The sequence below is a fragment of the Pseudomonas sp. MYb2 genome (assembly GCF_002979955.1).
Lineage (GTDB): Bacteria > Pseudomonadota > Gammaproteobacteria > Pseudomonadales > Pseudomonadaceae > Aquipseudomonas.
This window is the reverse complement of the sequence record NZ_PCQC01000021.1, coordinates 31,327-54,524: the sequence shown is the minus strand read 5'-3', so window position 1 is coordinate 54,524 and position 23,198 is coordinate 31,327. Positions and strand designations below refer to the sequence as shown.

The window sequence follows — 23,198 nt, the reverse complement described above, 5'->3', positions numbered from 1 at the left end:
AAACTTTCCCGGCCCGCCCGCAGTCATCAAAAGATACCGGCAACACGAGGACTTTCGACGGGAGGGCGGCATGGCGACGATTCACATCGGTATTTCCGGCTGGCGCTACGCACCGTGGCGCGGGGACTTTTACCCCAAGGGACTGGCGCAAAAGCGCGAATTGCAATTTGCGTCGCGGGCGGTCAACAGCATCGAAATCAATGGATCGTTCTACGCCCTGCAACGACCCGAACGTTATGCACAGTGGTACGCCGAAACGCCTGACGACTTCGTCTTCAGCGTCAAGGCGCCGCGCTTCATCACCCACATCCGCCGCTTGCGTGACATCGAGAAACCGCTGGCGAATTTCTTCGCCTCGGGGATTCTGGAACTCAAGGAAAAGCTCGGGCCGATCCTTTGGCAATTCCCGCCAAACTTCAAATTCGAGCCTGAGCGCTTTGAGCATTTCCTCGCGCTATTGCCCCACGACACCGAAGCGGCCGCTGCCCTCGCCCATCAACATGACTCGCACCTGCACGGTCACGCGAGCATGAAAGCCTGGCGCAAAAAGCCGCTGCGCCATGCCGTAGAGATCCGCAATGACAGCTTCCTTGATCCCGATTTCGTCCGACTGCTGAAGCGCTACAACACCGCACTGGTAATCGCCGACACCGCAAACAAATGGCCCTACCGCGAAGACCTCACCAGCGACTTCGTCTACCTGCGCTTGCACGGTGCCGAAGAGCTTTACGCCAGCGGCTACACCGCGCCAGCCCTTAAACGCTGGGCCGAGCGCATCGACGCCTGGCATCACGGCGAACAACCGAAAGATGCGCATTTGATTGCGCCACGCCTGAAGCCGCGCCCACGCAAATCCCGCGAAGTATTCTGCTATTTCGACAACGACATCAAAGTCCGCGCGCCGTACGACGCCCGCGATCTTTTGCAACGTTTCGAACTGGACAGAGACCTCGCCACCGTCCCCGGCGAACCCGCTGCGCAAGGAGTGCTGGCATGAGTATTCCGGAACCGGTCGGTTTCACTGATGAAGGCTCGGTGGTCGCGCCTTCGGTACGTACGTTCACCGTGCTGACGGTCAACACCCACAAGGGCTTCACTGCGCTAAACCGGCGCTTCATTCTTCCGGAATTGCGCGAAGCGGTGCGCAGCGTCGCCGCCGACGTGGTGTTTTTACAGGAAGTTCACGGCACCCACGAGCACCATCCCAAGCGCTACAGCAACTGGCCGACGATGCCGCAGTACGAATTCCTTGCCGACAGCCTCTGGCCGCAGTTCGCTTACGGGCGCAACGCGGTGTACCCGGAGGGCGATCACGGCAATGCCTTGCTGTCAAAATTCCAGATCATCCGCCACGACAACCTCGACGTGTCGATCAGCGGCCACGAGAACCGTGGCCTGTTGCATTGCGTGCTGCGCTTGCCCGGTGACGGCACAGAAATCCATGCGATCTGCGTGCATCTGGGCCTGCGCGAAAGCCATCGCAACGCCCAATTGAAGCTGCTCGGCGAACGCCTCGCCGAGTTGCCGGACGACGCGCCAGTGATCGTCGCTGGCGACTTCAACGACTGGCGCCAACGCGCCGATGCGCTGCTCACACCTTGTGGCCTGCGCGAAGTCTTCGCCGAGCATCACGGCAAACCGGCACGCAGTTTCCCCGCACGTTTGCCGACCCTGCGCCTCGACCGCATCTACGTGCGCAACCTTAAAGCCAGTCAGCCGAAAGTCCTTGCCAACCGGCCCTGGTCCCACCTTTCCGACCACGCACCGTTATCGGTGGAGATCGAACTATGAACAGCGCGCCGCTGGAGAAATCCGCCGTGGAACCGATAGCTATCACCCCACCGATACGCGAGCCCGGCCAAGTCGATGTCGAATATCGCTGGCAGGGCAACAATCATGTGCAGCTGCTGGAAAACGGTGAGGAGTATTTCCCTCGCGTGTTCGAGGCCATGCGCGCGGCGAAAAGTGAAATCCTCCTGGAGACCTTCATCGTTTTCGAAGACAAGGTCGGCGCCGAACTGCAGGAGATTCTGATTGATGCGGCGAAGCGCGGCGTGCGCACCACCGTCAGCCTCGACGGCTTTGGCTGCGGCGAGCTGACCACCGGCTATCTCACCGCGCTGAGTGCGGCCGGCGTGCATTTGCAGATCTTCGATCCGGCCCCCAAACGGCTGGGCATCCGCACCAATTGGTTTCGCCGTCTGCATCGTAAAATCGTCGTGGTCGATGGCATGGTCGCGTTCATCGGTGGAATCAATTTTTCCGGCGATCACCTGGCCGATTTCGGCCCCGAAGCCAAGCAGGATTACTCGGTGGAAGTTCAGGGCCCGGCGGTGGCCGACATCCACCATTTCGCCCTGCTGCAAAGTGGTCGCCCGGGCCGCGCGCGGTTCTGGTGGCAGCGCCGCCGCCAGCGCCGCGCCGAAATGGCTTTCGACGACCATGACGGTCAGGTACGTCTGGTGTTCCGCGACAACGACCAGCACAGCACCGATATCGAAGACGTTTATCTGCAAGTGCTGCGCCGCGCCAAACGCCGCGTGGTGATCGCCAACGCGTATTTCTTCCCCGGTTACCGCTTGCTGCGGGAAATCCGCAATGCGGCGCGACGTGGTGTCGAGGTGCGACTGATTCTGCAAGGGCAGCCAGACATGCTGGTGGCCAAACTCGCGGCGCGCATGACCTACGATTATTTGCTCAAGGCCGGAGTGCAGATTGACGAATATTGTGCGCGCCCGCTGCACGGCAAAGTCGCGCTTGTCGATGACGAATGGAGCACCGTCGGTTCGAGCAACCTCGACCCGTTGAGCTTGTCGCTGAACCTGGAAGCCAACGTGCTGATTCGCGACCGCGCCTTCAATCAGCACTTGTTCGAGCGCCTCGAAGACCTCAGCCAGAATCACTGCAAGGCCATGGATGCGAGCAAGTCGCCACGCGGGCGGATCTGGCACATGACCGTGGGGTTTCTGGTCTTCCACTTTCTGCGGCACTTCCCGGCAATGGCCGGTTGGCTGCCGGCGCACAAACCAAGGCTCAAGCCGTTTCGAGGTGACCGCTCATGAGCCATTCCGAGGTGCATTCCGCCCAGCATTCGACGCCTGCGACGCACTCGAAATGGAGTCGCTGGAAACGCCCGCTGACGCTGCTGTTTTTTCTCGCACTGATCGTGTTGCTGACGATGTTCGCCACGCGCATTGAATGGGCCGAAGTGCTGCAGACCCTCGCCGACTTAAAAGTGCGCACGCTGATCATCGCGGCCAGCCTGACGTTGTTGAGCTTTCTGGTGTACGCCAGCTTCGACCTGATCGGACGCACCTACATTCGCCAGGATCTGACCTGGAAACAGATCCTGCCGGTGGGGATCATCAGCTACGCATTCAATTTGAACCTGAGCGCGTGGGTCGGCGGCATTGCCATGCGTTATCGGCTCTACTCGCGCCTTGGGGTGAGCAAAAGCAACATCGCCAAGATCCTCGGCCTGAGCCTGGCGACCAATTGGTTTGGCTACATGACCATTGCCGGCGTGGTGTTCAGCAGCGGTCTGGTGAGCATGCCGCCGGGGTGGAAAGTCAGCAGCACCGCGCTGCAAGGCATCGGCGTTTTACTGCTGCTGATCAGCGCGGGCTATCTTGCGGCGTGCCAGTTTTCCAAGCGCCGCGAATGGTCGATTCGCGGTGTGGAGATCAATCTGCCGTCGCTGCGCATGGCGGTATTGCAACTGTTGCTGGGCGCATTGAACTGGTCGTTGATGGCGGCGGTGATTTTCACCTTGCTGCCGAGCAAGCTCGACTACCCGTTGGTGCTGGGGGTGCTGTTGATCAGTGCGATTGCCGGGGTCATCACCCACATTCCGGCAGGTCTTGGCGTGCTGGAAGCGGTGTTTGTGGCGTTGCTGCAACACGAAGCTTCGCGCGGCAGTCTGGTGGCGGGGTTACTGGCGTATCGGGCGATTTATTTTCTATTGCCGTTGTTGATAACAGTGGTGATGTATTTGGTGGTTGAGGCCAAGGCCAAGGCGCTGCGAATAGAGAAGAAACCGAGGCATTAAGATCAAAAGATCGCAGCCTGCGGCAGCTCCTACAGTTGGAATGCATTTTCCCTGTAGGAGCTGCCGCAGGCTGCGATCTCTTGATCTTCAGGATTGGATAATGCTCAACCGCTCACCAACAACCATCTCGGTAATCCAGTCCACCAGAATCGAGGTATACGCCTGCTGCGACACCGGCTCGCTCAGCGCATGATCGGCGCCGTCGATAATCCGGTGCGTCAGTGAATGGGTCTGCTGGCATGCCGCGCGGTAACTCATGATCGCCGCGTGGGGCACGTAGTCATCGGTTTCCGACTCCACCAGCAACACATCCCCGGTGAACTGCGAACACGCATGCAGCGCACGGTTGCTGTCGGCGCGCACCAGCGTGCTTCGATAATCACGCAAATCGGCCTTGTCCAGCTCACGTTTGGGCGTGTGCCATTGCTCATCGCGATACAGCGCTGGCACGCGCAACGCCAGCCAGCGCACCGGGCGCAATGACGTAAGGATCGATGCCAGGTAACCGCCATAACTGGTGCCGACCACGGCGATTGCCGAGGTATCGAGCGCCGGATGCGCCAGCAAGCGGTCGTACGCCGCGAGCAGATCGCGCAAGTTGTCTTCGCGGGTGACGCGGGTCAGCGGAATTCCGGTGCCGCCGGTATGCCCGCGCAAGTCGAACGTCAGACATACACAACCGAGACCGGCGATACCTTTGGCTCGCTCCAGATCGCGCTCCTGGCTACCGCCCCAACCGTGGACAAACAACACTCCCGGGACTTTCGATTTGGGACTGAGAAAGGTCCCGCTCATCTGTTCATCATCAATGTCGATTTGAATGCTTTCGCTTCTAGCCGTCATAGGATTTGACCGTTACGTATTTGAGGAGAAATTCACTGTTTTCGGCCGGGCCGCGATACACCTCGATGGCATTCGCCGGCAGCGGTTGATCGATGTAGGTTTCCACCGAAGACACGCGAATCGCGCGCATCCCCGGGTCGTTGACGAAACTTTGCAGCGCGGCGACTTCAGCGCTGCTGGCGCCACCCATGCGCCAGGATTGTTCGAGTACACCGCTGCGGGTTTTGCCGTTGTTGTCCAGCCCTTGGGCGATGTCGTAGTTGCGGCGCGAGGCGTAGAAACGTGGGTAGGCTTCGTCGGCGGCACTGTCGAAAATCTGCGCCTGTTCGATGGCCAGGCGCACATCGTCCGGTAAATCCAGCGCCAGCAGATCGTCATAGCCACCCTGCACCACCAGCAGGTTCGAGCCGCCATAAACCTCTTCATCGTGGGCGTCTTTGGTCAAGTATTGATCACCACAATAACTCAACACTTTGTCGCCGATGAATGACTGGCCGACGCTGTGAGTGACCACGTCGCTCAAGTCCTGCTCCAGCACTACGCCCTCACTGAAGTATTTTTCAATGTCGGGACGGGCGAGGACTTCGTCGAAGGCGTCCAGACTCTTTATAACTTCCTGACCGCGACCGGCGCAGGCGTGAATCGGCTTCAGACGAATCGGCCCGCTGTACAGCAAGTGCTCGGCAGCGGGCCGTGCATCTTCCAGAGCAAACACGCTGAGACCGTCGAGGACCACATTGCGCGTGCGTTCGCTGAACAGCGGCGACCAGCCTTGTGGCGCTGTGGCCAAATGGCTGCGCAGACCGTGGCTGATGGCTTTGGTGCAAATGAAGTCATGTTCGACAAAGCCGCCCCACAGATCTTCCGGGCCCTTGATGCCCAGCGCCTGGGCCTGGGCAGCGCCGACGATGGTTTGCGTGGGCAGCAGATACAGATCACGGCCGCGATGTTTTTCCGGGTCGTAACTGCCACCGAATTTCAACCCGATAATCTGCGCCAGCCAGCGGGCCAGCGCCTTGTTGGTTTGCACTTCATGCTGCGGCGCGTCGGCACGCACCGAGTGGGCGACGACGATTTTTTTGCGGGGTGTCGGGGTCATGCGTCCCCCTTCCATCGGTTCGATGACTGTAGCGGTGAGAGGTGCAGAGATCAGGCCAACGACTGCTCTAGGAAAATCATAGACCAATCAGAAACTTGCCCGAAAGGTGCTGGCATCACGCCTGTTTCAAACTGCACGACGGCCCGCAAAACCCCGGCAAATTGCACGATCCATAAACCGCCGGAGAACCTTGTGGGAGCTGGCTTGCCAGCGATAGCGGTGGTTCAGTCACCGACTCGTCCGACTGTGAGATCGAATCGCGGGCAAGCCCGCTCCCACAGGTACTGGGTTGTTTCTGACTAACGGGATAATCCAAACCGCGCCCGATAATCACTCGGCGCCAGCCCGGTGATTTTCTTGAAGATCGCGCGAAACGCTCCTGGATCCTGATAGCCGACCGTCCAGGCAATGTGATCGATGGTGCCATTGGAGAACTCGAGCATTTCCCGCGCCTTGCCCACCCGCAAGTGCTGACAATACTCGGTCGGCTTCAACCCCGTCGCCGCGCGAAAACGGCGCAGGAATGTGCGCTCCTCCAGCCCCGCCCGCTCGGCCATTGTCGTCAGCGAAACATCCGTCGCGCCAGTGCTTTGCAGCCAATGTTGAACCTTGAGTATCGGCGCGTCACCATGGCTCAGAATCGGTGCGAAATTACTCCCGCACTCGCTCGCGCTGTCGCTGTGCTCGATCACCAGAAATCGCGCAGTGGCGGTGGCGATGCTCGGCCCAAGCAGACGATCAACCAGACGCAAGCCCAATTCTGACCACGCCATCAATCCAGCGGTGGTGATCAGATCCCCGTCATCGACAATGGGCGTATCAGCCTTGAGTTTGATCTTCGGATAACGCTCGGCAAAAGCCTTGGCCGACGTCCAGTGCGTAGTGGCGCTACGGCCGTCGAGCAGACCGCTTTCAGCCAACATCAGCGAGCCTACGCAGACGCCACCAAGCGTCGCCCCACGAGCATGCTGATCGCGCAGCCACTGCAACAGACCGCTCGGCATTTGCGCCGCAGAAAAACCACCGATAGACGGCGGAATCAGCACCGCGAGCAGATGGCTGTCACTGCCCGGACGACTGTCATAAATCCGCTCGGGCGATTGAACCCCTTCGATCTGCCAGTGACTGACCCGCAGCAGCGGCAGTTGCGCAGCCTGATACTCGGCGGCAATCCGGTTGGCCACCGCGAACAGATCGGTCAGGCCATGCACCGCCGCCATCTGCGCACCGGGGTAAATCAATATGCCCAGTTCAGCGACAGCGGCCCTTTCTACGCCCATTGTCAGTTTTCCCCTGCTTATTGTCGGTGCGGCCAATCCTCGATTCGCTGGTCAGCGTCAATACTGAAGCCACTTCCAGCCAATCCATCGAGGACACACCCATGGCCAAGCAAGCGCTCATCGTAGTCGATATCCAGAACGACTACTTCCCCCAAGGCAAGTGGCCGCTGGCCGGTGCTGATGCCGCCGCCGACAACGCCGCGCGGCTGATCGCAGCGTTTCGTGAGTCAGGCGATTCGGTGGTGCATATCCGCCACGAATTCACCTCCCCCGACGCACCGTTTTTCACCCCGGGTTCTGAAGGCGCCAAGCTGCATCCCAAAGTGCTCAACCGCGCCGATGAACCTGTCGTGCTCAAACACTTCGTCAATTCATTCCGCGAAACCGAACTACAAGCGATCCTCAACGAGAAAGGCATCAAGGAACTGGTGGTGGTCGGCAGCATGAGCCACATGTGCGTCGACGGTATCACCCGTGCAGCGGCGGATCTGGGCTACAGCGTTACGGTGATTCACGACGCCTGCGCCAGCCGCGACCTGGAGTTCAATGGCCTTACCGTGCCGGCGGCGCATGTTCACGCAGCGTTCATGTCAGCCTTGGGTTTTGCCTACGCCAGCGTGGTGTCCACCGACGAATTCCTCGCAAAACCTCACTGAGTCATACCTTGCAAACTATCCGGGCCCGCCTTCCAGCGGGCCTTTTTTCGTCTGTCATAAAAATCTCACGCGTGAGCCATTGATGGCACTTTGATTTGGTTGTAGTGTGGCTCACGCGTGAGATGTTCATAACCGAGCCATTGCCATGAAAAGCCGTTCCCCCACATCGAAATCAGAAAGCCCGAAGGGAGAGCGCGCGAAACCGTCGGCGAAAAAACCGTCGAGCTTCTATATGAAGCAGATGCGCGCAGGCCTGGCCGCTGCCGGTTATGTGAAACACGAAACTTGGGTGCTTCCCGAAAACCGAAGCTTGCTCAAGCAAATGGAGCAACAGCTACGCCAACCGATTCTGGCTGGCTCTTTCATGTCGGAGAATTACATGAGCGCAGGCAACAACTGGACCATCGATAGCCTCTTCAACGCCCTCAAGGCCCTGGACGAGGTGGCTTCGCAAGAGATCACGCTGTCGCTGATCCAGAGCTCCGAACCCAGCATCAAGCTGGAAATGAACGAATTCGGCGGTCTGCCGATTCACATCGCCTTGGCTGGCCAGCAGATCATCGTCGACACCGTGCTGGTGGACATCGATTCGATCTCGGACGTAGCGACTTTCAACGACGCCGTGTTGCGCAGCCGGGAAATGTTCCCGCTGTCCTCGATCGGTATCGAGTCGATGCCGAACGGGCAGACCGTTTACAACATGTTTGGCGCCCTCAGCGCCGACTCGAGCCTGACCAACGTCGTCACCGAGGTGAAAACCCTGGTCGACAACGTGCAGCGCGCGAGTGAAGCCTTCGAACACTTCTTCAAGTAATCAACAGGGAATATCCAATGACTCAGTCCATCTGGAGCAAGTTGTTCACCGCACTGCGCGGCGGCGCCAATGAAGTCGGCGAAGCAATCGTCGACCAACAGGCCCTGCGCATCCTCGACCAGGAAATCCGCGACGCCGATACCGCACTGTCGAACGCCCGCCGTGAACTGGTCACCATCATGGCCAAGCACAAACTGGCTGCTGACCGCGTGAGCGAGTACGACGCCAAGATCAAGGATCTCGAAGCCAAGGCTGTTTCGGCCCTGAACGCCGGTCGTGAAGACCTCGCGCTGGAAGTGGCCGAAGCGATTTCTACCCTGACCAACGACCTCGACGCCGAGAAAAAACAGAGCGACGAGTTCGGCACCTACGCCGAAAACATGCGCAAAGACATCAGCAAGGCCGAGGCGCGGATCAAGAGCCTGCGCCAGCAAGTGGACATGGCCAAGGCCCGTGAAAGCGTGCAGAAAGCCCAGGTCAGCGCATCGATTGCCAGCGGCGGCGCCAATGGCAAACTGGAAACCGCCGTCGGCACTCTGAATCGCCTGCAGGCCAAGCAGCAGCAACGCGCCGCCGAGCTGAGTGCAGCTGATGAACTGGCCGACGCCTCGACCGGCAACGACCTGGATCGCAAACTGCGCGACGCCGGCATCACGCCGAACGAAGGCAGCGCCAATGCGATTCTTGAGCGCCTGAAGCAAAAGTCTGCTCAGTAAGCGTTTGCACAAAACCCTTGTAGGAGTGAGCCTGCTCGCGATGAGGCCGGAACATTCAACCTCAGTGTTGTCTGAACCGGCGCAATCGCGAGCAGGCTCACTCCTACTTGTTTTGTGGCGTGTTGTTGATCGCGCAGCCCGGTACACTAGCCACGCTTTTTCGCCAACGAACACTTCCACCCGCTTCAAGGAACGTACCCATGGGATGGTTTAAAGACTTGCTGGGCACCAGCAACTGGCAGACCGCTGCGCCAACACCGACCGTTGTCAGCGGTCCACTCGGCATGGCCCAAGGCAAGGCCGTCAGGTTCGATACAACGCTGGCGCTGTTGCTCGACGGTTCGACCACGGTGCGCGTGCCCTTCGATCAGGCGATCTGGAGCCACGGCTGGGTCGACCTCGGCCAGTCCAACAAACTGCACCGCTATTACATGAACGACGAGGATTTCTGGCTGCAGATCCACGTCACCGGCGACGACCAGATCGAATCGGTCACCCTGTTCAACTACCTCAGTTACGTGACCGTCAACAGTGACGCCGAACTGCAGCGCCTGGCGGGTCCAAGCAGCCCGATCGGCCTCCCGGCTTACACCCACGACGGTGTCGGGTTCACCCGCGAATGGGGCACCGAGCAAGGTCAGACCGAACTCGTACCGATGACCGAGCAAGTGGTCAACCCGGACGAAAGCTACACCATCGAACACCACTCGATGCTTTACGCCCGCGACACTGGCCTGACCGATCGCCGCGAATTGCTGCTGTTCTCCGTCGAACAGGACGAAGAAGGCACCGTCAGCTTGAGCACCTCTCTGGGTATCTCGCTGTACACGACTGATTTGAGCACCATTTAAAAAGGAAGTTTTTCATGCTGGAAGTGCTGGCCGTTTCCCTGAACAAGACCGCACTGGTCGGTTTCGTCGTTTACCTGATCGGCGCCGTGCTGCTGTTCATGCTGTTTCAATTCGTCTACACACGCATCACCCCGCACAAGGAATTCGAGCTGATCCGTTCCGGCAACAGCGCCGCGGCGATTGCGCTGTCCGGCGCGATCATCGGTTTTGCGATTCCGGCCAGTAACGTGATCGCCTTCTCGGTCAATGTCGTCGACTTCGTGCTTTGGGCGGTGATTGCGGCCGTTGTACAACTGCTGGCATTTCTCGCCACAGGCTTGGTCCTCAAAGGCACGTCCCAGCGCATCGCCAACGGTGAAGTGGCTTCCGGCATTTATGTCGCTGCGGTGGCGATCAGCGTCGGCATGCTCAATGCCGCCTGCATGACACCGTCCAACTGACCGGCAGGAAGCCCTCGATGAAACGCAGTAAATACGTTCAGTTGTCCCTCGCCGCCTCGGTGGCCCTGGCCATCTCCGGCGAAGCGGTAGCAGTCGATCAGCCACGCAGCTTCCAGAGTGTCGAGCAGTGTGTCGATGCCGAAGTCGCCGCCGATGTCTGCTCGAACGCCTACGTCGCCGCCCTGACCGAGCACCGTCGTATCGCCCCGGCGTACGATGACAAGGCCGAGTGCGACGCAGACTTTGCCGCCGACTGGTGCCAGAAAAATTCGTCCGGCAAATTCGTGCCGAAACTGGGTGGCTTCAAAATCAGCCAGAACGCTGAAGCGCCACAGAATCTCGATGCGATTGCCGATGCGCAGATGCCCGCCGGTGACGTCAACGCCGCACAAGCCGCACAGGCCACGACTCATTCTTCCGCTAGCTCGACCAGCGGCCTGCTCACGGGATGGCTGATCGGCAACGCGATGAGTAACAACTCCAATCGCACGGTTTATCGTGATCGCGACACACGCCAGACCTACAACACCTCGACGCAGTACCGCAAAGTCGAATCTGCTCCGGTCACGCGCAGCCAGCCTGACTATGAGAGCAGCAAGAGCAAACCGGTGAACGTCGCCTCCTCGACTTCCCGTGGCGGTTTCGGCAGCCAGTCCATTGCCCGCAGCGGATGGGGTGGCTGGGGCAGCAGTTCCGGCCGTTCGAGCAGCTGATCATGAAAAAGATCCACTGCGCCGAGCGCCCCGACTGGAAACACACCGCCGAGAGTCTCGGCTTCATGTTCCATACCATCGATGACGAACCGTACTGGGACGAAAGCGCCTACTACCAGTTCTCGCTGGCGCAGATCGAAAACGATCTCGAGGATCCGACCACCGAACTGCACGAGATGTGCATGGACCTGGTCGACCGCGTCGTGCGCAGCGAAGAGTTGCTCGACCGCTTGAGCATCCCGGCGTCGTACTACGACATGATCCGCACCTCCTGGCTGGAAGGTCATCCGCATCTGTACGGGCGCATGGACTTTTCCTACAGCGGTAACGGCCCGGCGAAACTGCTGGAGCTCAACTACGACACGCCGACCAGCCTCTACGAAGCGGCGGCGTTCCAGTGGGGTTGGCTTGAGCAATGCATCGAACGCGGCACGCTGCCGCGCCATGCCGACCAGTTCAACAGCATCGACACCAAACTGCACCAGGCCTTTGCCGAGTTGCAACTGAAGCGGCCGTTTTACTTTGCGTCGATGAAAGACTCGGTCGAGGACAAAGGCACCACGGATTACCTGCGCTTGATCGCCGAAAAAGTCGGTATCGAATCGCGACACATCGACATTGAAGACATCGGCCTTACGGCTGAAGGTCGCTTTGTTGATCTGCAAGATCGATGGATCCCGCATCTGTTCAAGCTGCATGCCTGGGAATTCATTTTCCACGAACCGTTCGGCGCGGCGATTGCCGAGTGCGACACGCAGTTTTTCGAACCGGCATGGAAGGCGATCCTGTCGAACAAAGGCGTGTTGCCGTTACTGTGGGAAATGCACAAGGGGCATCCGAATCTGCTGGCGGCGCATCTTGATCCAGATCCGGCCAGTGCAGTGCCAAAGGGCTGGGTACGCAAGCCGTACTTTTCCCGCGAGGGCGCCAACATTGAACTGCAGACGGCTGACGGTCTGATCGTCAAAGAGGACGGGCCGTACACCGACGCGCCGTTTATCCTGCAGAAGTTTGCGCCGCTGCCGAAGTTTGGCGACAGCTACACGCTGATCGGCTCATGGGTGATTGGCGATCAGGCGGCGGGGATTGGGGTGCGGGAAGACAACAGTCTGATCACCAAGGATTCGAGCCGCTTCCTGCCGCACCTGATCCTCGACTGAACCACAGCTCCCACAGGGATTTGAGGTAACAACAGATTTTTGCATACAAAAAAGGCCCGTCGTTTAAGCGACGGGCCTTTTTATTTGCGGCGGTTACAACAGCGAATCAGAACGGAATATCGTCATCGAAGCTGTCGAAATCCGGAGCCGGTTGCGGTGCGGCCTGCTGTGGAGCCGGGGCCGAACGCTGTTGTGGAGCCGACTGCTGAGGACGCGGAGCCTGCTGGCGCGGAGCCGGAGCCGACTGCTGATAGTTGTTGCCGCCACCTTGTTGGTCGCCCTGTTGTGGACGGCCGCCGAGCAGTTGCATGGTGCCTTGCATGTCGACCACGATTTCGGTGGTGTAACGCTTGATACCGTCTTTTTCCCACTCGCGGGTCTGCAGCTTGCCTTCGATGTAGACCTGCGAACCTTTACGCAGGTATTCGCCGGCGATTTCGGCGACTTTGCCGAACATCGAAACACGGTGCCACTCGGTCTTCTCGACCTTCTGACCGGTTTGCTTGTCGGTCCACTGTTCGCTGGTTGCCAGACTCAGGTTGGTCACGGCGTTACCGTTAGGCAGGTAGCGAACTTCGGGATCCTGGCCGCAAGTGCCGACCAATATGACTTTGTTAACCCCACGGGCCATAACGTTCTCCTAGGCTTCGCAAGCAGCCCCGGCCGGGTTGTTCACCAGGCGTTCGAGGGTGTCGCGATCCACTAATTCTTTGTCCAGTTTGATGTAAACAGCCGCTTCGTCAGCAACTATCACTGCATCGGTTACCCCTACGAGGGCCTTGAGGCGCTCGACCAGACCCGCTTCGCGGATCGCCTCGGGCGACAACGGCAAGCGCAGGCTCGTCACGTAGGGAGGTTCACGCATGGTAACAGCAAAGGCCAGCCAGATGGCAGCCAGACCCGCGCATCCAAGGAACACAACCGACAGACCGCCATGCTGAAACAGCCAGCCGCCGAGTATCCCGCCGAGTGCCGAACCGAGGAACTGGCTGGTGGAATACACGCCCATGGCCGTGCCCTTCCCGCCTGCCGGTGAAACCTTGCTGATCAGCGACGGCAATGAGGCCTCCAGCAGATTGAACGCGGTGAAGAACACCACCGTACCGATCACCAGAGCCCGCAGGCTGTCGCCGAACTGCCAGAAGAATAGCTCAGTCAGCATCAGCGTCGTCACGGCGCCGAGCAAAACTCGTTTCATTTTGCGTTTCTTCTCGCCATAGATGATGAACGGGATCATGGCGAAGAACGAAATCAGCAGCGCGGTGAGATAGACCCACCAGTGCTGTTCCTTGGGCAAACCGGCTTTTTCCACCAGTGCCAGAGGCAGCGCGACGAAGCTCGACATCAGCATCGCGTGCAACACAAAGATACCTAAATCGAGGCGCAGCAGATCGGGGTGCTTGAGCGTCGGCATCAAGGCCTGACGCGCTACACCAGATTCACGGTGAGTCAGCGGACCGGTCGATTTCGGCACCATGAACATCACAATGACGATGCCCACCAGCGCCATGCCACCGGTGGCAAGGAACAACCCCGACAGACCAAACGCGCGGGTCAGCAATGGTCCGACGACCATGGCCACGGCGAACGACAGGCCAATGGTCATGCCGATCATCGCCATGGCTTTGGTGCGGTGCTGCTCGCGGGTAAGGTCGGAAAGCAGAGCCATCACCGCCGCGGAAATGGCGCCGGCACCTTGCAGGATCCGTCCGGCGATCACGCCCCAGATAGAATCAGCCTGTGAAGCCAGAACACTGCCCAGAGCGAAGACGATCAGCCCGAGGTAAATCACCGGACGACGGCCGATGCGGTCGGAAATAACCCCGAACGGAATCTGGAAAATTGCCTGGGTCAGGCCGTAGGCGCCGATGGCCAAGCCGATCAGGGCCGGGGTCGCTCCCGCCAGATCCATGCCGTAGGTCGCCAGCACCGGCAACACCATGAACATGCCCAGCATACGGAAGGCGAACACCAGGGCCAGACCGCTCGCCGCGCGGGTCTCGCTGCCACTCATGCGTTCGCTGTGGGGATCGTGCATGGAAAAACCTCGTGTGAACCGGCGGCGATTCTACCAGTCCCATCGAAAGACGGGGTAGATCGCGACGCTTTGACGCGTATAGATGAAACTCTCTTCATCCAAGGCAAAAAACCCTTCGTTTGATAGTGTGCATCCATCCAGTATTTGCCCGTATACTCCTACGTTTTCGACGCCCGCCGAGCGAGGCCACTTTGGACAAGATCCTGATACGTGGGGCCCGTACCCACAACCTGAAGAACATCGACCTGACCCTGCCACGGGACAAACTGATCGTCATCACCGGCCTGTCCGGATCCGGCAAGTCGTCCCTGGCTTTCGACACACTGTACGCCGAAGGTCAGCGCCGCTATGTCGAATCGCTGTCGGCCTATGCCCGCCAGTTCCTGTCGATGATGGAAAAGCCCGACGTCGACACCATCGAAGGCCTGTCGCCGGCAATCTCCATCGAACAGAAGTCGACCTCGCACAACCCGCGCTCCACGGTCGGCACCATCACCGAAATCTACGACTACCTGCGCCTGCTCTATGCTCGCGTCGGCACGCCGCGCTGCCCGGATCACGACATTCCACTGGAGGCGCAGACCGTCAGCCAGATGGTCGACCTGGTGCTGGCGCAGCCCGAAGGCAGCAAACTGATGTTGCTGGCCCCGGTGATCCGCGAGCGTAAAGGCGAACACCTGTCGGTCTTCGAAGAGTTGCGCGCGCAAGGTTTCGTCCGCGCCCGGATCAATGGCCGCATCTGCGAGCTCGACGAGCTGCCGAAACTGGATAAACAGAAGAAGCACTCGATTGACGTGATCGTCGACCGCTTCAAAGTGCGCGCCGATCTGCAGCAGCGTCTGGCCGAGTCTTTCGAGACCGCGCTGAAACTGGCGGACGGCATCGCCCTGGTCGCACCGATGGACGATGAGCCGGGCGAAGAAATGATCTTCTCCGCGCGCTTCGCCTGCCCGATTTGCGGCCACGCGATCAGCGAGCTGGAACCCAAGCTGTTTTCCTTCAACAACCCGGCCGGCGCCTGCCCGACGTGCGATGGCCTGGGCGTGAAGCAGTTCTTCGACATCAAACGTCTGGTCAACGGCGAGCTGACCCTGGCCGAGGGCGCGATACGTGGCTGGGACAGGCGCAACGTCTATTACTTCCAGATGCTCGGCTCGCTGGCATCGCACTACAAGTTCAGCCTGGAAAAACCGTTCAATGAACTGACCGCCGAGCAGCAGAAACAGATCCTGCACGGCAGCGGTTCACAGAATGTCGACTTCAAGTATTTGAACGACCGTGGCGATATCGTCAAACGCTCGCACCCGTTCGAAGGCATCGTGCCGAACCTGGAGCGTCGCTACCGCGAAACCGAATCGGCGAGCGTGCGTGAAGAGTTGGCCAAGTTCCTCAGCACTCAGTCGTGCCCGGATTGCCGTGGTACGCGTTTGCGTCGTGAAGCGCGACATGTATGGGTAGGCGAGAAGACCCTGCCTGCGGTAACCAACCTGCCGATCGGCGATGCCTGCGTTTACTTCGGCGAGCTGAAGATGACTGGTCGTCGCGGTGAAATTGCCGACAAGATCCTCAAGGAAATCCGCGAGCGTCTGCAGTTCCTGGTCAACGTTGGTCTGGATTACCTGTCGCTGGATCGCAGCGCTGACACGCTGTCCGGTGGCGAGGCGCAGCGGATTCGTCTGGCCAGCCAGATCGGTGCGGGTCTTGTCGGTGTCTTGTACATCCTCGACGAGCCGTCCATTGGCTTGCACCAACGTGACAACGACCGGTTGCTCGGCACGCTCAAGCACCTTCGCGATATCGGCAACACGGTGATTGTGGTCGAGCACGACGAGGACGCGATTCGCCTGGCCGACTACGTGGTGGATATCGGTCCGGGTGCCGGTGTGCATGGCGGGCAGATCGTTGCCGAAGGTACGCCGGCCGAAGTCATGGCACACCCGGACTCCCTGACCGGTAAATACCTGTCAGGTCGGGTGAAGATTGAAGTGCCGGCCAAACGCACGCCGCGCAACAAGAAGCTGACGCTGTCGCTCAAGGGCGCACGCGGCAACAACCTGCGCAATGTCGATCTGGAAATCCCGATTGGCTTGCTCACATGCGTGACCGGCGTGTCCGGCTCGGGCAAATCGACGCTGATCAACAATACGCTGTTCCCGCTGAGCGCCACCGCACTCAATGGCGCGACGACACTGGAAGCGGCAGCACACGACAGCATCAAAGGCCTGGAACATCTCGACAAAGTCGTCGACATCGACCAGAGCCCTATCGGTCGTACACCGCGCTCCAACCCTGCGACATATACCGGTCTGTTCACCCCCATCCGCGAGCTGTTCGCTGGCGTACCGGAATCACGCTCCCGCGGCTACGGCCCGGGGCGTTTCTCGTTCAACGTCAAGGGTGGCCGTTGCGAAGCGTGTCAGGGCGATGGCCTGATCAAAGTCGAGATGCACTTCCTGCCGGACATCTACGTGCCGTGCGACGTGTGCAAGAGCAAGCGTTACAACCGCGAAACCCTTGAAATCAAATACAAGGGCAAGAGCATCCACGAAACCCTCGAAATGACCATCGAGGAAGCCCGGGTGTTCTTCGACGCGGTGCCGGCGCTGGCGCGCAAGCTGCAAACGTTGATGGACGTCGGCCTGTCGTACATCAAGCTCGGGCAGTCGGCGACGACGTTGTCCGGTGGTGAAGCACAGCGGGTCAAGTTGTCTCGTGAACTGTCCAAGCGTGACACCGGCAAGACCCTGTACATCCTCGATGAGCCGACCACCGGCCTGCATTTTGCGGATATCCAGCAATTGCTCGATGTATTGCATCGCCTGCGCGACCACGGCAACACCGTGGTGGTGATCGAACACAACCTCGACGTGATCAAGACGGCCGACTGGCTGGTGGATCTCGGCCCTGAGGGCGGTTCAAAGGGTGGGCAAATCATTGCCACAGGTACGCCAGAGGAAGTCGCCGACATGAAGCAATCTCACACCGGCCATTACCTCAAGCCATTGCTGATCCGTGATCGGGCTTAAATGCCGGACATGAAAAAGCCCCTGTCACTTCATCAGTGACAGGGGCTTTTTTGTATCGTTTTGCAATCAGGAAGTGTGAGATTGCAGGTAATTCTCGAGACCGATCAGCTTGATCAGACCCAACTGCTTTTCCAGCCAGTAGGTGTGATCTTCTTCGGTGTCGTTCAACTGCACGCGCAGGATCTCGCGGCTGACATAGTCTTTGTGCTGCTCGCACAGCTCGATGCCTTTGCACAGTGCGGCGCGTACTTTGTACTCAAGGCGCAGATCGGCTTCGAGCATCTCCGGCACAGTGGTGCCGACATCCAGATCATCCGGGCGCATGCGCGGGGTGCCTTCGAGCATCAGAATCCGACGCATCAATGCATCAGCGTGACCTGCTTCTTCTTCCATCTCGTGGTTGATTCGCTCGTAGAGTTTGGTGAACCCCCAGTCCTCATACATCCGCGAATGAACGAAATATTGATCACGCGCGGCCAGTTCGCCGGTCAGCAACGTGTTGAGGTAATCGATTACGTCTGGGTGGCCTTGCATCGCCCTACATCTCCCTACTTGAAAGTCTGTAGTTTGAACCAACCTGACTGGAAGGTCACCCGTCACACGCAATAAAAGCGAAGATATTCTTAGAAAAGCAGCCTAAATAACGCAAAAACCGCCCAAATGAGGGCGGTTCTGCTTCTCGTTTAGACTTCGTTAAGCTGTACGTTGAGCAGCTTTGCGATTGCTTCTCCATACGCCGGATCGGCTTTGTAGAAATGCTGCAACTGACGGTCAATCACATCGCTCGAAACGCCAGCCATGGCGCCGGCGATGTTATTCACCAGCAGCGCCTTCTGTTCGTCGCTCATCAAGCGGAACAGCGCACCGGCATGGCTGTAGTAATCGGTGTCTTCGCGGTGATCGTAACGATCAGCCGCGCCGCTCAAGGCCAGCGCAGGCTCAGCATAATGCGGAGCTTGTTTGGGCGATTCGATGTAGCTGTTCGGCTCGTAGTTGGGCGCTGCGCCGCCGTTGTTGCCGAACGCCATCGAGCCATCACGCTGATAGGTGTTGACCGGGCTGCGTGGCGCGTTCACCGGCAATTGCTGGTGATTGGTACCAACACGGTAGCGATGGGCGTCGGCGTAAGCGAAGACGCGACCTTGCAGCATGCGATCCGGCGACAGACCAACGCCTGGCACCATGTTGCTCGGGCCGAAAGCTGCCTGTTCGACTTCGGCGAAATAGTTGAGCGGGTTGCGGTTCAGTTCCAACTCACCGACTTCGATCAACGGGAATTCTTTCTGCGACCAGGTTTTGGTCACGTCGAACGGGTTCTCGCAGTGCGCCGCCGCTTGCGCTTCGGTCATGATCTGAATGCACACGCGCCATTTCGGGAAGTCACCGCGCTCGATCGCCTCGAACAGATCGCGCTGGGCGTAGTCCGGATCAGTACCCGCCAGGCGTGCAGCGTCGGAGGGCGAAAGATTCTTGATGCCTTGCTTGGTTTTGTAGTGCCACTTCACCCAGTGACGCTCACCTTTTGCGCTGACAAGGCTGTAAGTGTGGCTGCCGAAGCCGTGCATGTGACGGTAGCCGTCAGGAATACCGCGATCGGAGAACAGAATGGTCACTTGATGCAGCGCTTCAGGCGAATGTGACCAGAAGTCCCACATCATCTGCGCGCTTTTCAGGTTGCTTTGCGGCAGGCGTTTTTGCGTATGGATAAAGTCAGGGAATTTCAGTGGATCGCGAATGAAGAACACGGGCGTGTTGTTGCCAACGATGTCCCAATTACCTTCTTCGGTATAAAACTTCAGAGCAAAACCGCGCGGATCACGTTCGGTATCGGCCGAACCACGCTCGCCACCCACGGTAGAAAAGCGCAGAAACGTCGGGGTTTGTTTACCGACCGCGGCAAACAATTTGGCGCTGGTGTACTCGGTGATGTCACGGGTCACGGTGAATGTCCCGTAGGCGCCCGAGCCTTTAGCGTGCACGCGACGCTCCGGAATGTTTTCACGGTTGAAGTGAGCGAGCTTCTCGATCAGATGAAAGTCGTCGAGCAGCAGCGGGCCACGGGGGCCGGCGGAACGAGAATTCTGGTTGTCAGCGACAGGTGCGCCACTGGCGGTCGTAAGCGTTTTGATCTGGCTCATACGGTCTTCTTCCTCTGTCAGTCTTGAAACTGCCGGCTAATCGGCTTGCTAGGAAGTATTGATCATCAATGTGACAGCCACAAATTCATTAACTTGTGCTTATCGATAGAAAATTACTAATTATGATTCCCAAGCCATAGTGCCAGCTGACCTGTGTCAGAAGCTTGTACGTAAAGCGAATTTTCTTGCAGGCACAAAAAACCGGGCACTAGGCCCGGTTCTTTGTTTCAGACTGACGTCTTACTCGGCGGATACAGCTTCGCCAGCAGTAGCACGATCAACCAACTCGACGTACGCCATAGGCGCGTTGTCGCCAGCGCGGAAACCGCACTTGAGGATGCGCAGGTAGCCACCCTCACGGGTAGCGTAACGCTTGCCCAGGTCGTTGAAGAGCTTACCAACGATAGCTTTCGAACGAGTACGGTCGAAAGCCAGACGGCGGTTAGCCAGGCTGTCTGTCTTGGCCAGAGTGATCAGCGGCTCAGCAACGCGACGCAGTTCTTTGGCTTTTGGCAGAGTAGTTTTGATCAGCTCGTGCTCGAACAGCGACACCGCCATGTTTTGAAACATGGCCTTGCGGTGCGAGCTGGTGCGGCTCAGGTGACGACCACTTTTACGATGACGCATGGTTCATTCCTTACCAAACACTACGTTCGGTGATTACGACGATCAGGCAGTCGCCTTGTCGTCCTTCTTAAGACTTGCAGGCGGCCAGTTGTCGAGGCGCATGCCGAGGGACAGACCGCGGGAGGCCAGAACGTCCTTGATTTCAGTCAAGGATTTCTTGCCCAGGTTCGGAGTCTTCAACAGCTCTACTTCGGTACGCTGAATCAGGTCACCGATGTAGTAGATGTTTTCCGCCTTAAGGCAGTTAGCCGAACGTACAGTCAGTTCCAGATCGTCAACCGGGCGAAGCAGGATCGGATCGATCTCGTCTTCCTGCTCGACAACCACTGGCTCACTGTCACCTTTGAGGTCGACGAACGCAGCCAACTGCTGTTGCAGAATGGTTGCAGCGCGGCGAATAGCCTCTTCAGGATCCAGAGTACCGTTGGTTTCCAGATCAATAACCAGCTTGTCCAGGTTAGTACGCTGCTCGACACGGGCGTTTTCCACCACGTATGCGATACGGCGAACCGGGCTGAACGAAGAGTCAAGCTGCAAGCGACCGATGCTGCGGCTTTCGTCTTCATCGCTCTGACGCGAGTCGGCTGGTTCATAACCACGACCACGAGCTACGGTGAGCTTCATGTTCAGGGCGCCGTTAGACGCCAGGTTAGCGATTACGTGATCGGGATTAACGATCTCGACATCATGATCCAGCTGAATATCGGCAGCGGTAACCACCCCCGAACCCTTCTTCGACAAGGTCAGCGTAACTTCGTCACGACCGTGCAGCTTGATGGCCAGACCTTTAAGGTTCAACAGGATTTCAATTACGTCTTCCTGTACACCTTCGATGGCGCTGTACTCGTGGAGCACACCGTCAATCTCGGCCTCGACTACTGCGCAGCCGGGCATTGAGGACAACAGGATGCGGCGCAGCGCGTTGCCCAGGGTGTGGCCAAAACCACGCTCGAGAGGCTCGAGAGTGATCTTGGCGCGGGTTGGACTGACAACCTGCACATCAATATGGCGGGGTGTCAGGAACTCATTTACCGAAATCTGCATGGATGCACCTATTTTCTAGCCCTTACTTGGAGTAGAGCTCGACAATCAGGCTTTCGTTGATGTCGGCGGACAGATCACTGCGAGCAGGAACGTTCTTGAAAACGCCCGACTTCTTCTCAGTGTCTACTTCTACCCATTCTACGCGGCCACGTTGGGCACACAGATCGAGAGCTTGGACAATGCGAAGTTGGTTTTTTGCTTTCTCGCGAACTGCAACCACGTCACCAGCACGAACCTGATACGACGGAACGTTTACGGTCTGACCGTTAACGCTGATCGACTTGTGCGATACCAGCTGGCGGGATTCGGCACGAGTCGAACCAAAGCCCATACGGTATACAACGTTGTCCAGACGGCATTCGAGCAGTTGCAGCAGGTTTTCACCGGTTGCACCTTTCTTGCCAGCAGCTTCTTTGTAGTAGCCGCTGAACTGACGCTCGAGAACGCCGTAGATACGACGGACCTTCTGCTTTTCACGCAGTTGGGTGCCGTAGTCGGACTGGCGACCGCGGCGTTGGCCGTGGATACCAGGTGCTGCTTCAATGTTGCACTTCGATTCGATCGCGCGCACGCCGCTCTTCAGGAAGAGATCGGTGCCTTCGCGACGAGCGAGTTTGCATTTTGGACCAATGTAACGAGCCATTCTTTACAATCTCCTGGATTACACGCGGCGCTTCTTCGGCGGACGGCACCCGTTGTGCGGGATTGGCGTCACGTCGGTGATGCTGGCGATCTTATAGCCACAGCCGTTCAATGCACGGACAGCGGACTCACGACCTGGACCTGGACCTTTGACGTTAACGTCGAGGTTTTTCAGGCCATATTCCAGCGCAGCTTGACCAGCACGTTCAGCAGCTACTTGAGCAGCAAACGGAGTGGACTTGCGGGAACCGCGGAAACCCGAACCACCGGAGGTAGCCCAAGAAAGCGCGTTACCTTGACGGTCGGTGATGGTCACGATGGTGTTGTTAAAAGAAGCATGGATGTGGGCGATGCCATCAACCACTGTCTTTTTAACTTTTTTACGAGGACGAGCAGCAGGTTTTGCCATGATTAATTTCCTGTCGATTCGCGTGGGCGATTACTTGCGGATCGGCTTACGCGGACCTTTACGGGTACGCGCGTTAGTCTTGGTACGCTGACCGCGTACTGGAAGACCACGACGATGACGCAGACCACGGTAGCAACCGAGGTCCATCAAACGCTTGATTTTCATGTTGATTTCGCGACGCAGGTCACCTTCAGTGGTGAACTTCGCCACTTCGCCACGCAATTGCTCAATCTGCTCGTCGCTCAGATCTTTGATCTTTGCGGCTGGGTTTACCCCAGTCTCTGCGCAAATTTTCTGCGCAGTAGTGCGACCAACACCATAGATGTAGGTCAGCGAGATAACAGTGTGCTTGTTATCTGGAATGTTAACGCCTGCAATACGGGCCATTCAGTGGGACTCCAATTGACAGCTACCTACGCCCCGGAAGCCAAGAAATAGGGCGCGAGATAATATCGCTGTAATAACAAATAATCAACCCGGCAGCGCACTAGCTGCCGGGCTTCAAGCGGATCACACTCAGCCTTGGCGCTGTTTGTGACGCGGTTCCGCGCTGCAAATTACTCGAACAACACCTTCGCGGCGAATAATCTTGCAGTTACGGCACAGCTTTTTCACCGATGCACGAACTTTCATCACCAACTCCTCGAACCTTAT

Annotated in this window: 25 protein-coding genes; 12 read left to right on the top strand and 13 right to left on the bottom strand. The window is 58.4% G+C overall.

What is annotated here, in order from left to right:
- The first annotated feature begins 70 nt into the window (after positions 1–70).
- From CQ009_RS25535 to CQ009_RS25520, 4 genes are read left to right on the top strand one after another with little or no spacing between them, the layout of a single operon-like run.
- Positions 71–997, top strand: a complete 927-nt coding sequence (locus CQ009_RS25535) for a DUF72 domain-containing protein (protein ID WP_105709076.1) — start codon at positions 71–73, stop codon at positions 995–997.
- Positions 994–1,791 carry an endonuclease/exonuclease/phosphatase family protein gene (locus CQ009_RS25530; protein ID WP_105709075.1) on the top strand — a complete coding sequence of 266 codons (798 nt, stop codon included), beginning with the start codon at positions 994–996 and terminating at the stop codon, positions 1,789–1,791. The genes CQ009_RS25535 and CQ009_RS25530 overlap by 4 nt, the downstream gene beginning before the upstream one ends.
- The gene (gene clsB / locus CQ009_RS25525; RefSeq protein WP_064392227.1) at positions 1,788–3,062 is read left to right on the top strand and encodes a cardiolipin synthase ClsB; all 1,275 of its coding nucleotides are present in this window, start codon (positions 1,788–1,790) and stop codon (positions 3,060–3,062) included. Before CQ009_RS25530 ends, clsB begins: the two co-directional genes overlap by 4 nt.
- Entirely contained in the window at positions 3,059–4,048 is a 990-nt protein-coding gene (locus tag CQ009_RS25520; RefSeq protein ID WP_105709074.1) for a lysylphosphatidylglycerol synthase domain-containing protein, read from the top strand. The genes clsB and CQ009_RS25520 overlap by 4 nt, the downstream gene beginning before the upstream one ends.
- A gap of 87 nt (positions 4,049–4,135) precedes the next feature.
- Here CQ009_RS25520 and CQ009_RS25515 read toward each other — a convergent pair whose 3' ends face one another.
- The 3 genes from CQ009_RS25515 to CQ009_RS25505 form a co-directional block, all read right to left on the bottom strand.
- Positions 4,136–4,891 (bottom strand): S9 family peptidase, encoded by a 756-nt coding sequence (locus CQ009_RS25515; protein ID WP_064392230.1) that lies wholly within the window; start codon positions 4,889–4,891, stop codon positions 4,136–4,138.
- Positions 4,881–5,990, bottom strand: coding sequence for a DUF3182 family protein (locus tag CQ009_RS25510; protein WP_105709073.1), 1,110 nt, complete (start codon positions 5,988–5,990; stop codon positions 4,881–4,883). Before CQ009_RS25510 ends, CQ009_RS25515 begins: the two co-directional genes overlap by 11 nt.
- A 299-nt stretch (positions 5,991–6,289) precedes the next feature.
- Positions 6,290–7,270: a GlxA family transcriptional regulator gene (locus CQ009_RS25505; RefSeq protein ID WP_105709072.1), complete on the bottom strand. Its 981-nt coding sequence runs from the start codon at positions 7,268–7,270 to the stop codon at positions 6,290–6,292.
- A 101-nt stretch (positions 7,271–7,371) separates the two neighbouring features.
- Here CQ009_RS25505 and CQ009_RS25500 point away from each other — a divergent pair, with 101 nt between their 5' ends.
- The 7 genes from CQ009_RS25500 (at position 7,372) to CQ009_RS25465 (ending at position 12,620) form a co-directional block, all read left to right on the top strand.
- On the top strand, positions 7,372–7,926 hold the full coding sequence (locus CQ009_RS25500; RefSeq protein WP_064392236.1) for a cysteine hydrolase family protein: 555 nt from the start codon (positions 7,372–7,374) through the stop codon (positions 7,924–7,926).
- 145 nt (positions 7,927–8,071) lie between these two features.
- On the top strand, positions 8,072–8,740 hold the full coding sequence (locus CQ009_RS25495) for a YjfI family protein (RefSeq protein ID WP_105709071.1): 669 nt from the start codon (positions 8,072–8,074) through the stop codon (positions 8,738–8,740).
- A 17-nt stretch (positions 8,741–8,757) separates the two neighbouring features.
- Positions 8,758–9,456, top strand: a complete 699-nt coding sequence (locus tag CQ009_RS25490; protein WP_064392241.1) for a PspA/IM30 family protein — start codon at positions 8,758–8,760, stop codon at positions 9,454–9,456.
- 200 nt (positions 9,457–9,656) lie between these two features.
- Complete coding sequence (locus tag CQ009_RS25480) at positions 9,657–10,307, top strand: DUF2491 family protein (protein ID WP_105709070.1); 651 nt, start codon at positions 9,657–9,659, stop codon at positions 10,305–10,307.
- Positions 10,308–10,321: 14 nt separating this feature from the next.
- The gene (locus tag CQ009_RS25475) at positions 10,322–10,747 is read left to right on the top strand and encodes a DUF350 domain-containing protein (protein ID WP_064392245.1); all 426 of its coding nucleotides are present in this window, start codon (positions 10,322–10,324) and stop codon (positions 10,745–10,747) included.
- A gap of 17 nt (positions 10,748–10,764) precedes the next feature.
- Positions 10,765–11,460: a DUF1190 domain-containing protein gene (locus CQ009_RS25470; RefSeq protein WP_105709069.1), complete on the top strand. Its 696-nt coding sequence runs from the start codon at positions 10,765–10,767 to the stop codon at positions 11,458–11,460.
- A 2-nt stretch (positions 11,461–11,462) separates the two neighbouring features.
- Complete coding sequence (locus CQ009_RS25465; protein ID WP_064392249.1) at positions 11,463–12,620, top strand: glutathionylspermidine synthase family protein; 1,158 nt, start codon at positions 11,463–11,465, stop codon at positions 12,618–12,620.
- Positions 12,621–12,726: 106 nt separating this feature from the next.
- Here CQ009_RS25465 and CQ009_RS25460 read toward each other — a convergent pair whose 3' ends face one another.
- Together CQ009_RS25460 and CQ009_RS25455 are read right to left on the bottom strand one after the other, a co-directional pair.
- The gene (locus tag CQ009_RS25460) at positions 12,727–13,251 is read right to left on the bottom strand and encodes a single-stranded DNA-binding protein (RefSeq protein WP_008081898.1); all 525 of its coding nucleotides are present in this window, start codon (positions 13,249–13,251) and stop codon (positions 12,727–12,729) included.
- 9 nt (positions 13,252–13,260) lie between these two features.
- Positions 13,261–14,658 carry an MFS transporter gene (locus tag CQ009_RS25455; protein WP_105709068.1) on the bottom strand — a complete coding sequence of 466 codons (1,398 nt, stop codon included), beginning with the start codon at positions 14,656–14,658 and terminating at the stop codon, positions 13,261–13,263.
- Positions 14,659–14,849: 191 nt separating this feature from the next.
- Between CQ009_RS25455 and uvrA the strand changes: the two genes are divergently transcribed.
- Complete coding sequence (uvrA, locus tag CQ009_RS25450) at positions 14,850–17,684, top strand: excinuclease ABC subunit UvrA (RefSeq protein ID WP_105709067.1); 2,835 nt, start codon at positions 14,850–14,852, stop codon at positions 17,682–17,684.
- Positions 17,685–17,750: 66 nt separating this feature from the next.
- Here uvrA and bfr read toward each other — a convergent pair whose 3' ends face one another.
- The 8 genes from bfr to rpmJ form a co-directional block, all read right to left on the bottom strand.
- Positions 17,751–18,218 (bottom strand): bacterioferritin, encoded by a 468-nt coding sequence (gene bfr, locus CQ009_RS25445; RefSeq protein ID WP_007918444.1) that lies wholly within the window; start codon positions 18,216–18,218, stop codon positions 17,751–17,753.
- Between the two features lie 149 nt (positions 18,219–18,367).
- A complete protein-coding gene (locus CQ009_RS25440; protein WP_105709066.1) occupies positions 18,368–19,822 on the bottom strand; it encodes a catalase in 1,455 nt (484 codons plus the stop codon).
- A 240-nt stretch (positions 19,823–20,062) separates the two neighbouring features.
- Positions 20,063–20,449: a 50S ribosomal protein L17 gene (gene rplQ / locus CQ009_RS25435; protein ID WP_003176402.1), complete on the bottom strand. Its 387-nt coding sequence runs from the start codon at positions 20,447–20,449 to the stop codon at positions 20,063–20,065.
- A 42-nt stretch (positions 20,450–20,491) separates the two neighbouring features.
- Positions 20,492–21,493: a DNA-directed RNA polymerase subunit alpha gene (gene rpoA, locus CQ009_RS25430; RefSeq protein WP_003186012.1), complete on the bottom strand. Its 1,002-nt coding sequence runs from the start codon at positions 21,491–21,493 to the stop codon at positions 20,492–20,494.
- Positions 21,494–21,515: 22 nt separating this feature from the next.
- The gene (gene rpsD, locus CQ009_RS25425; protein ID WP_003176404.1) at positions 21,516–22,136 is read right to left on the bottom strand and encodes a 30S ribosomal protein S4; all 621 of its coding nucleotides are present in this window, start codon (positions 22,134–22,136) and stop codon (positions 21,516–21,518) included.
- 18 nt (positions 22,137–22,154) lie between these two features.
- Positions 22,155–22,544 carry a 30S ribosomal protein S11 gene (gene rpsK, locus CQ009_RS25420; protein WP_002555466.1) on the bottom strand — a complete coding sequence of 130 codons (390 nt, stop codon included), beginning with the start codon at positions 22,542–22,544 and terminating at the stop codon, positions 22,155–22,157.
- A gap of 30 nt (positions 22,545–22,574) precedes the next feature.
- Positions 22,575–22,931: a 30S ribosomal protein S13 gene (gene rpsM / locus CQ009_RS25415; protein WP_009045849.1), complete on the bottom strand. Its 357-nt coding sequence runs from the start codon at positions 22,929–22,931 to the stop codon at positions 22,575–22,577.
- A gap of 129 nt (positions 22,932–23,060) precedes the next feature.
- On the bottom strand, positions 23,061–23,177 hold the full coding sequence (gene rpmJ / locus CQ009_RS25410) for a 50S ribosomal protein L36 (protein ID WP_002555468.1): 117 nt from the start codon (positions 23,175–23,177) through the stop codon (positions 23,061–23,063).
- Positions 23,178–23,198: the final 21 nt, after the last annotated feature.

Bases quoted from the DNA above. Each gene is read 5' to 3' on its own strand.
- CQ009_RS25500 (WP_064392236.1), top strand. From the start codon at position 7,372: ATGGCCAAGCAAGCGCTCATCGTAGTCGATATCCAGAACGACTACTTC.
- CQ009_RS25455 (WP_105709068.1), bottom strand. From the start codon at position 14,658: ATGCACGATCCCCACAGCGAACGCATGAGTGGCAGCGAGACCCGCGCG.
- CQ009_RS25520 (WP_105709074.1), top strand. From the start codon at position 3,059: ATGAGCCATTCCGAGGTGCATTCCGCCCAGCATTCGACGCCTGCGACG.
- rpsK (WP_002555466.1), bottom strand. From the start codon at position 22,544: ATGGCAAAACCTGCTGCTCGTCCTCGTAAAAAAGTTAAAAAGACAGTG.
- CQ009_RS25460 (WP_008081898.1), bottom strand. From the start codon at position 13,251: ATGGCCCGTGGGGTTAACAAAGTCATATTGGTCGGCACTTGCGGCCAG.
- CQ009_RS25440 (WP_105709066.1), bottom strand. From the start codon at position 19,822: ATGAGCCAGATCAAAACGCTTACGACCGCCAGTGGCGCACCTGTCGCT.
- CQ009_RS25530 (WP_105709075.1), top strand. From the start codon at position 994: ATGAGTATTCCGGAACCGGTCGGTTTCACTGATGAAGGCTCGGTGGTC.
- rpsM (WP_009045849.1), bottom strand. From the start codon at position 22,931: ATGGCCCGTATTGCAGGCGTTAACATTCCAGATAACAAGCACACTGTT.
- CQ009_RS25465 (WP_064392249.1), top strand. From the start codon at position 11,463: ATGAAAAAGATCCACTGCGCCGAGCGCCCCGACTGGAAACACACCGCC.
- CQ009_RS25510 (WP_105709073.1), bottom strand. From the start codon at position 5,990: ATGACCCCGACACCCCGCAAAAAAATCGTCGTCGCCCACTCGGTGCGT.
- CQ009_RS25490 (WP_064392241.1), top strand. From the start codon at position 8,758: ATGACTCAGTCCATCTGGAGCAAGTTGTTCACCGCACTGCGCGGCGGC.
- CQ009_RS25505 (WP_105709072.1), bottom strand. From the start codon at position 7,270: ATGGGCGTAGAAAGGGCCGCTGTCGCTGAACTGGGCATATTGATTTAC.
- rplQ (WP_003176402.1), bottom strand. From the start codon at position 20,449: ATGCGTCATCGTAAAAGTGGTCGTCACCTGAGCCGCACCAGCTCGCAC.
- CQ009_RS25480 (WP_105709070.1), top strand. From the start codon at position 9,657: ATGGGATGGTTTAAAGACTTGCTGGGCACCAGCAACTGGCAGACCGCT.
- clsB (WP_064392227.1), top strand. From the start codon at position 1,788: ATGAACAGCGCGCCGCTGGAGAAATCCGCCGTGGAACCGATAGCTATC.
- bfr (WP_007918444.1), bottom strand. From the start codon at position 18,218: ATGCAAGGCCACCCAGACGTAATCGATTACCTCAACACGTTGCTGACC.
- CQ009_RS25470 (WP_105709069.1), top strand. From the start codon at position 10,765: ATGAAACGCAGTAAATACGTTCAGTTGTCCCTCGCCGCCTCGGTGGCC.
- CQ009_RS25515 (WP_064392230.1), bottom strand. From the start codon at position 4,891: ATGACGGCTAGAAGCGAAAGCATTCAAATCGACATTGATGATGAACAG.
- CQ009_RS25535 (WP_105709076.1), top strand. From the start codon at position 71: ATGGCGACGATTCACATCGGTATTTCCGGCTGGCGCTACGCACCGTGG.
- CQ009_RS25495 (WP_105709071.1), top strand. From the start codon at position 8,072: ATGAAAAGCCGTTCCCCCACATCGAAATCAGAAAGCCCGAAGGGAGAG.
- rpsD (WP_003176404.1), bottom strand. From the start codon at position 22,136: ATGGCTCGTTACATTGGTCCAAAATGCAAACTCGCTCGTCGCGAAGGC.
- CQ009_RS25475 (WP_064392245.1), top strand. From the start codon at position 10,322: ATGCTGGAAGTGCTGGCCGTTTCCCTGAACAAGACCGCACTGGTCGGT.
- rpmJ (WP_002555468.1), bottom strand. From the start codon at position 23,177: ATGAAAGTTCGTGCATCGGTGAAAAAGCTGTGCCGTAACTGCAAGATT.
- rpoA (WP_003186012.1), bottom strand. From the start codon at position 21,493: ATGCAGATTTCGGTAAATGAGTTCCTGACACCCCGCCATATTGATGTG.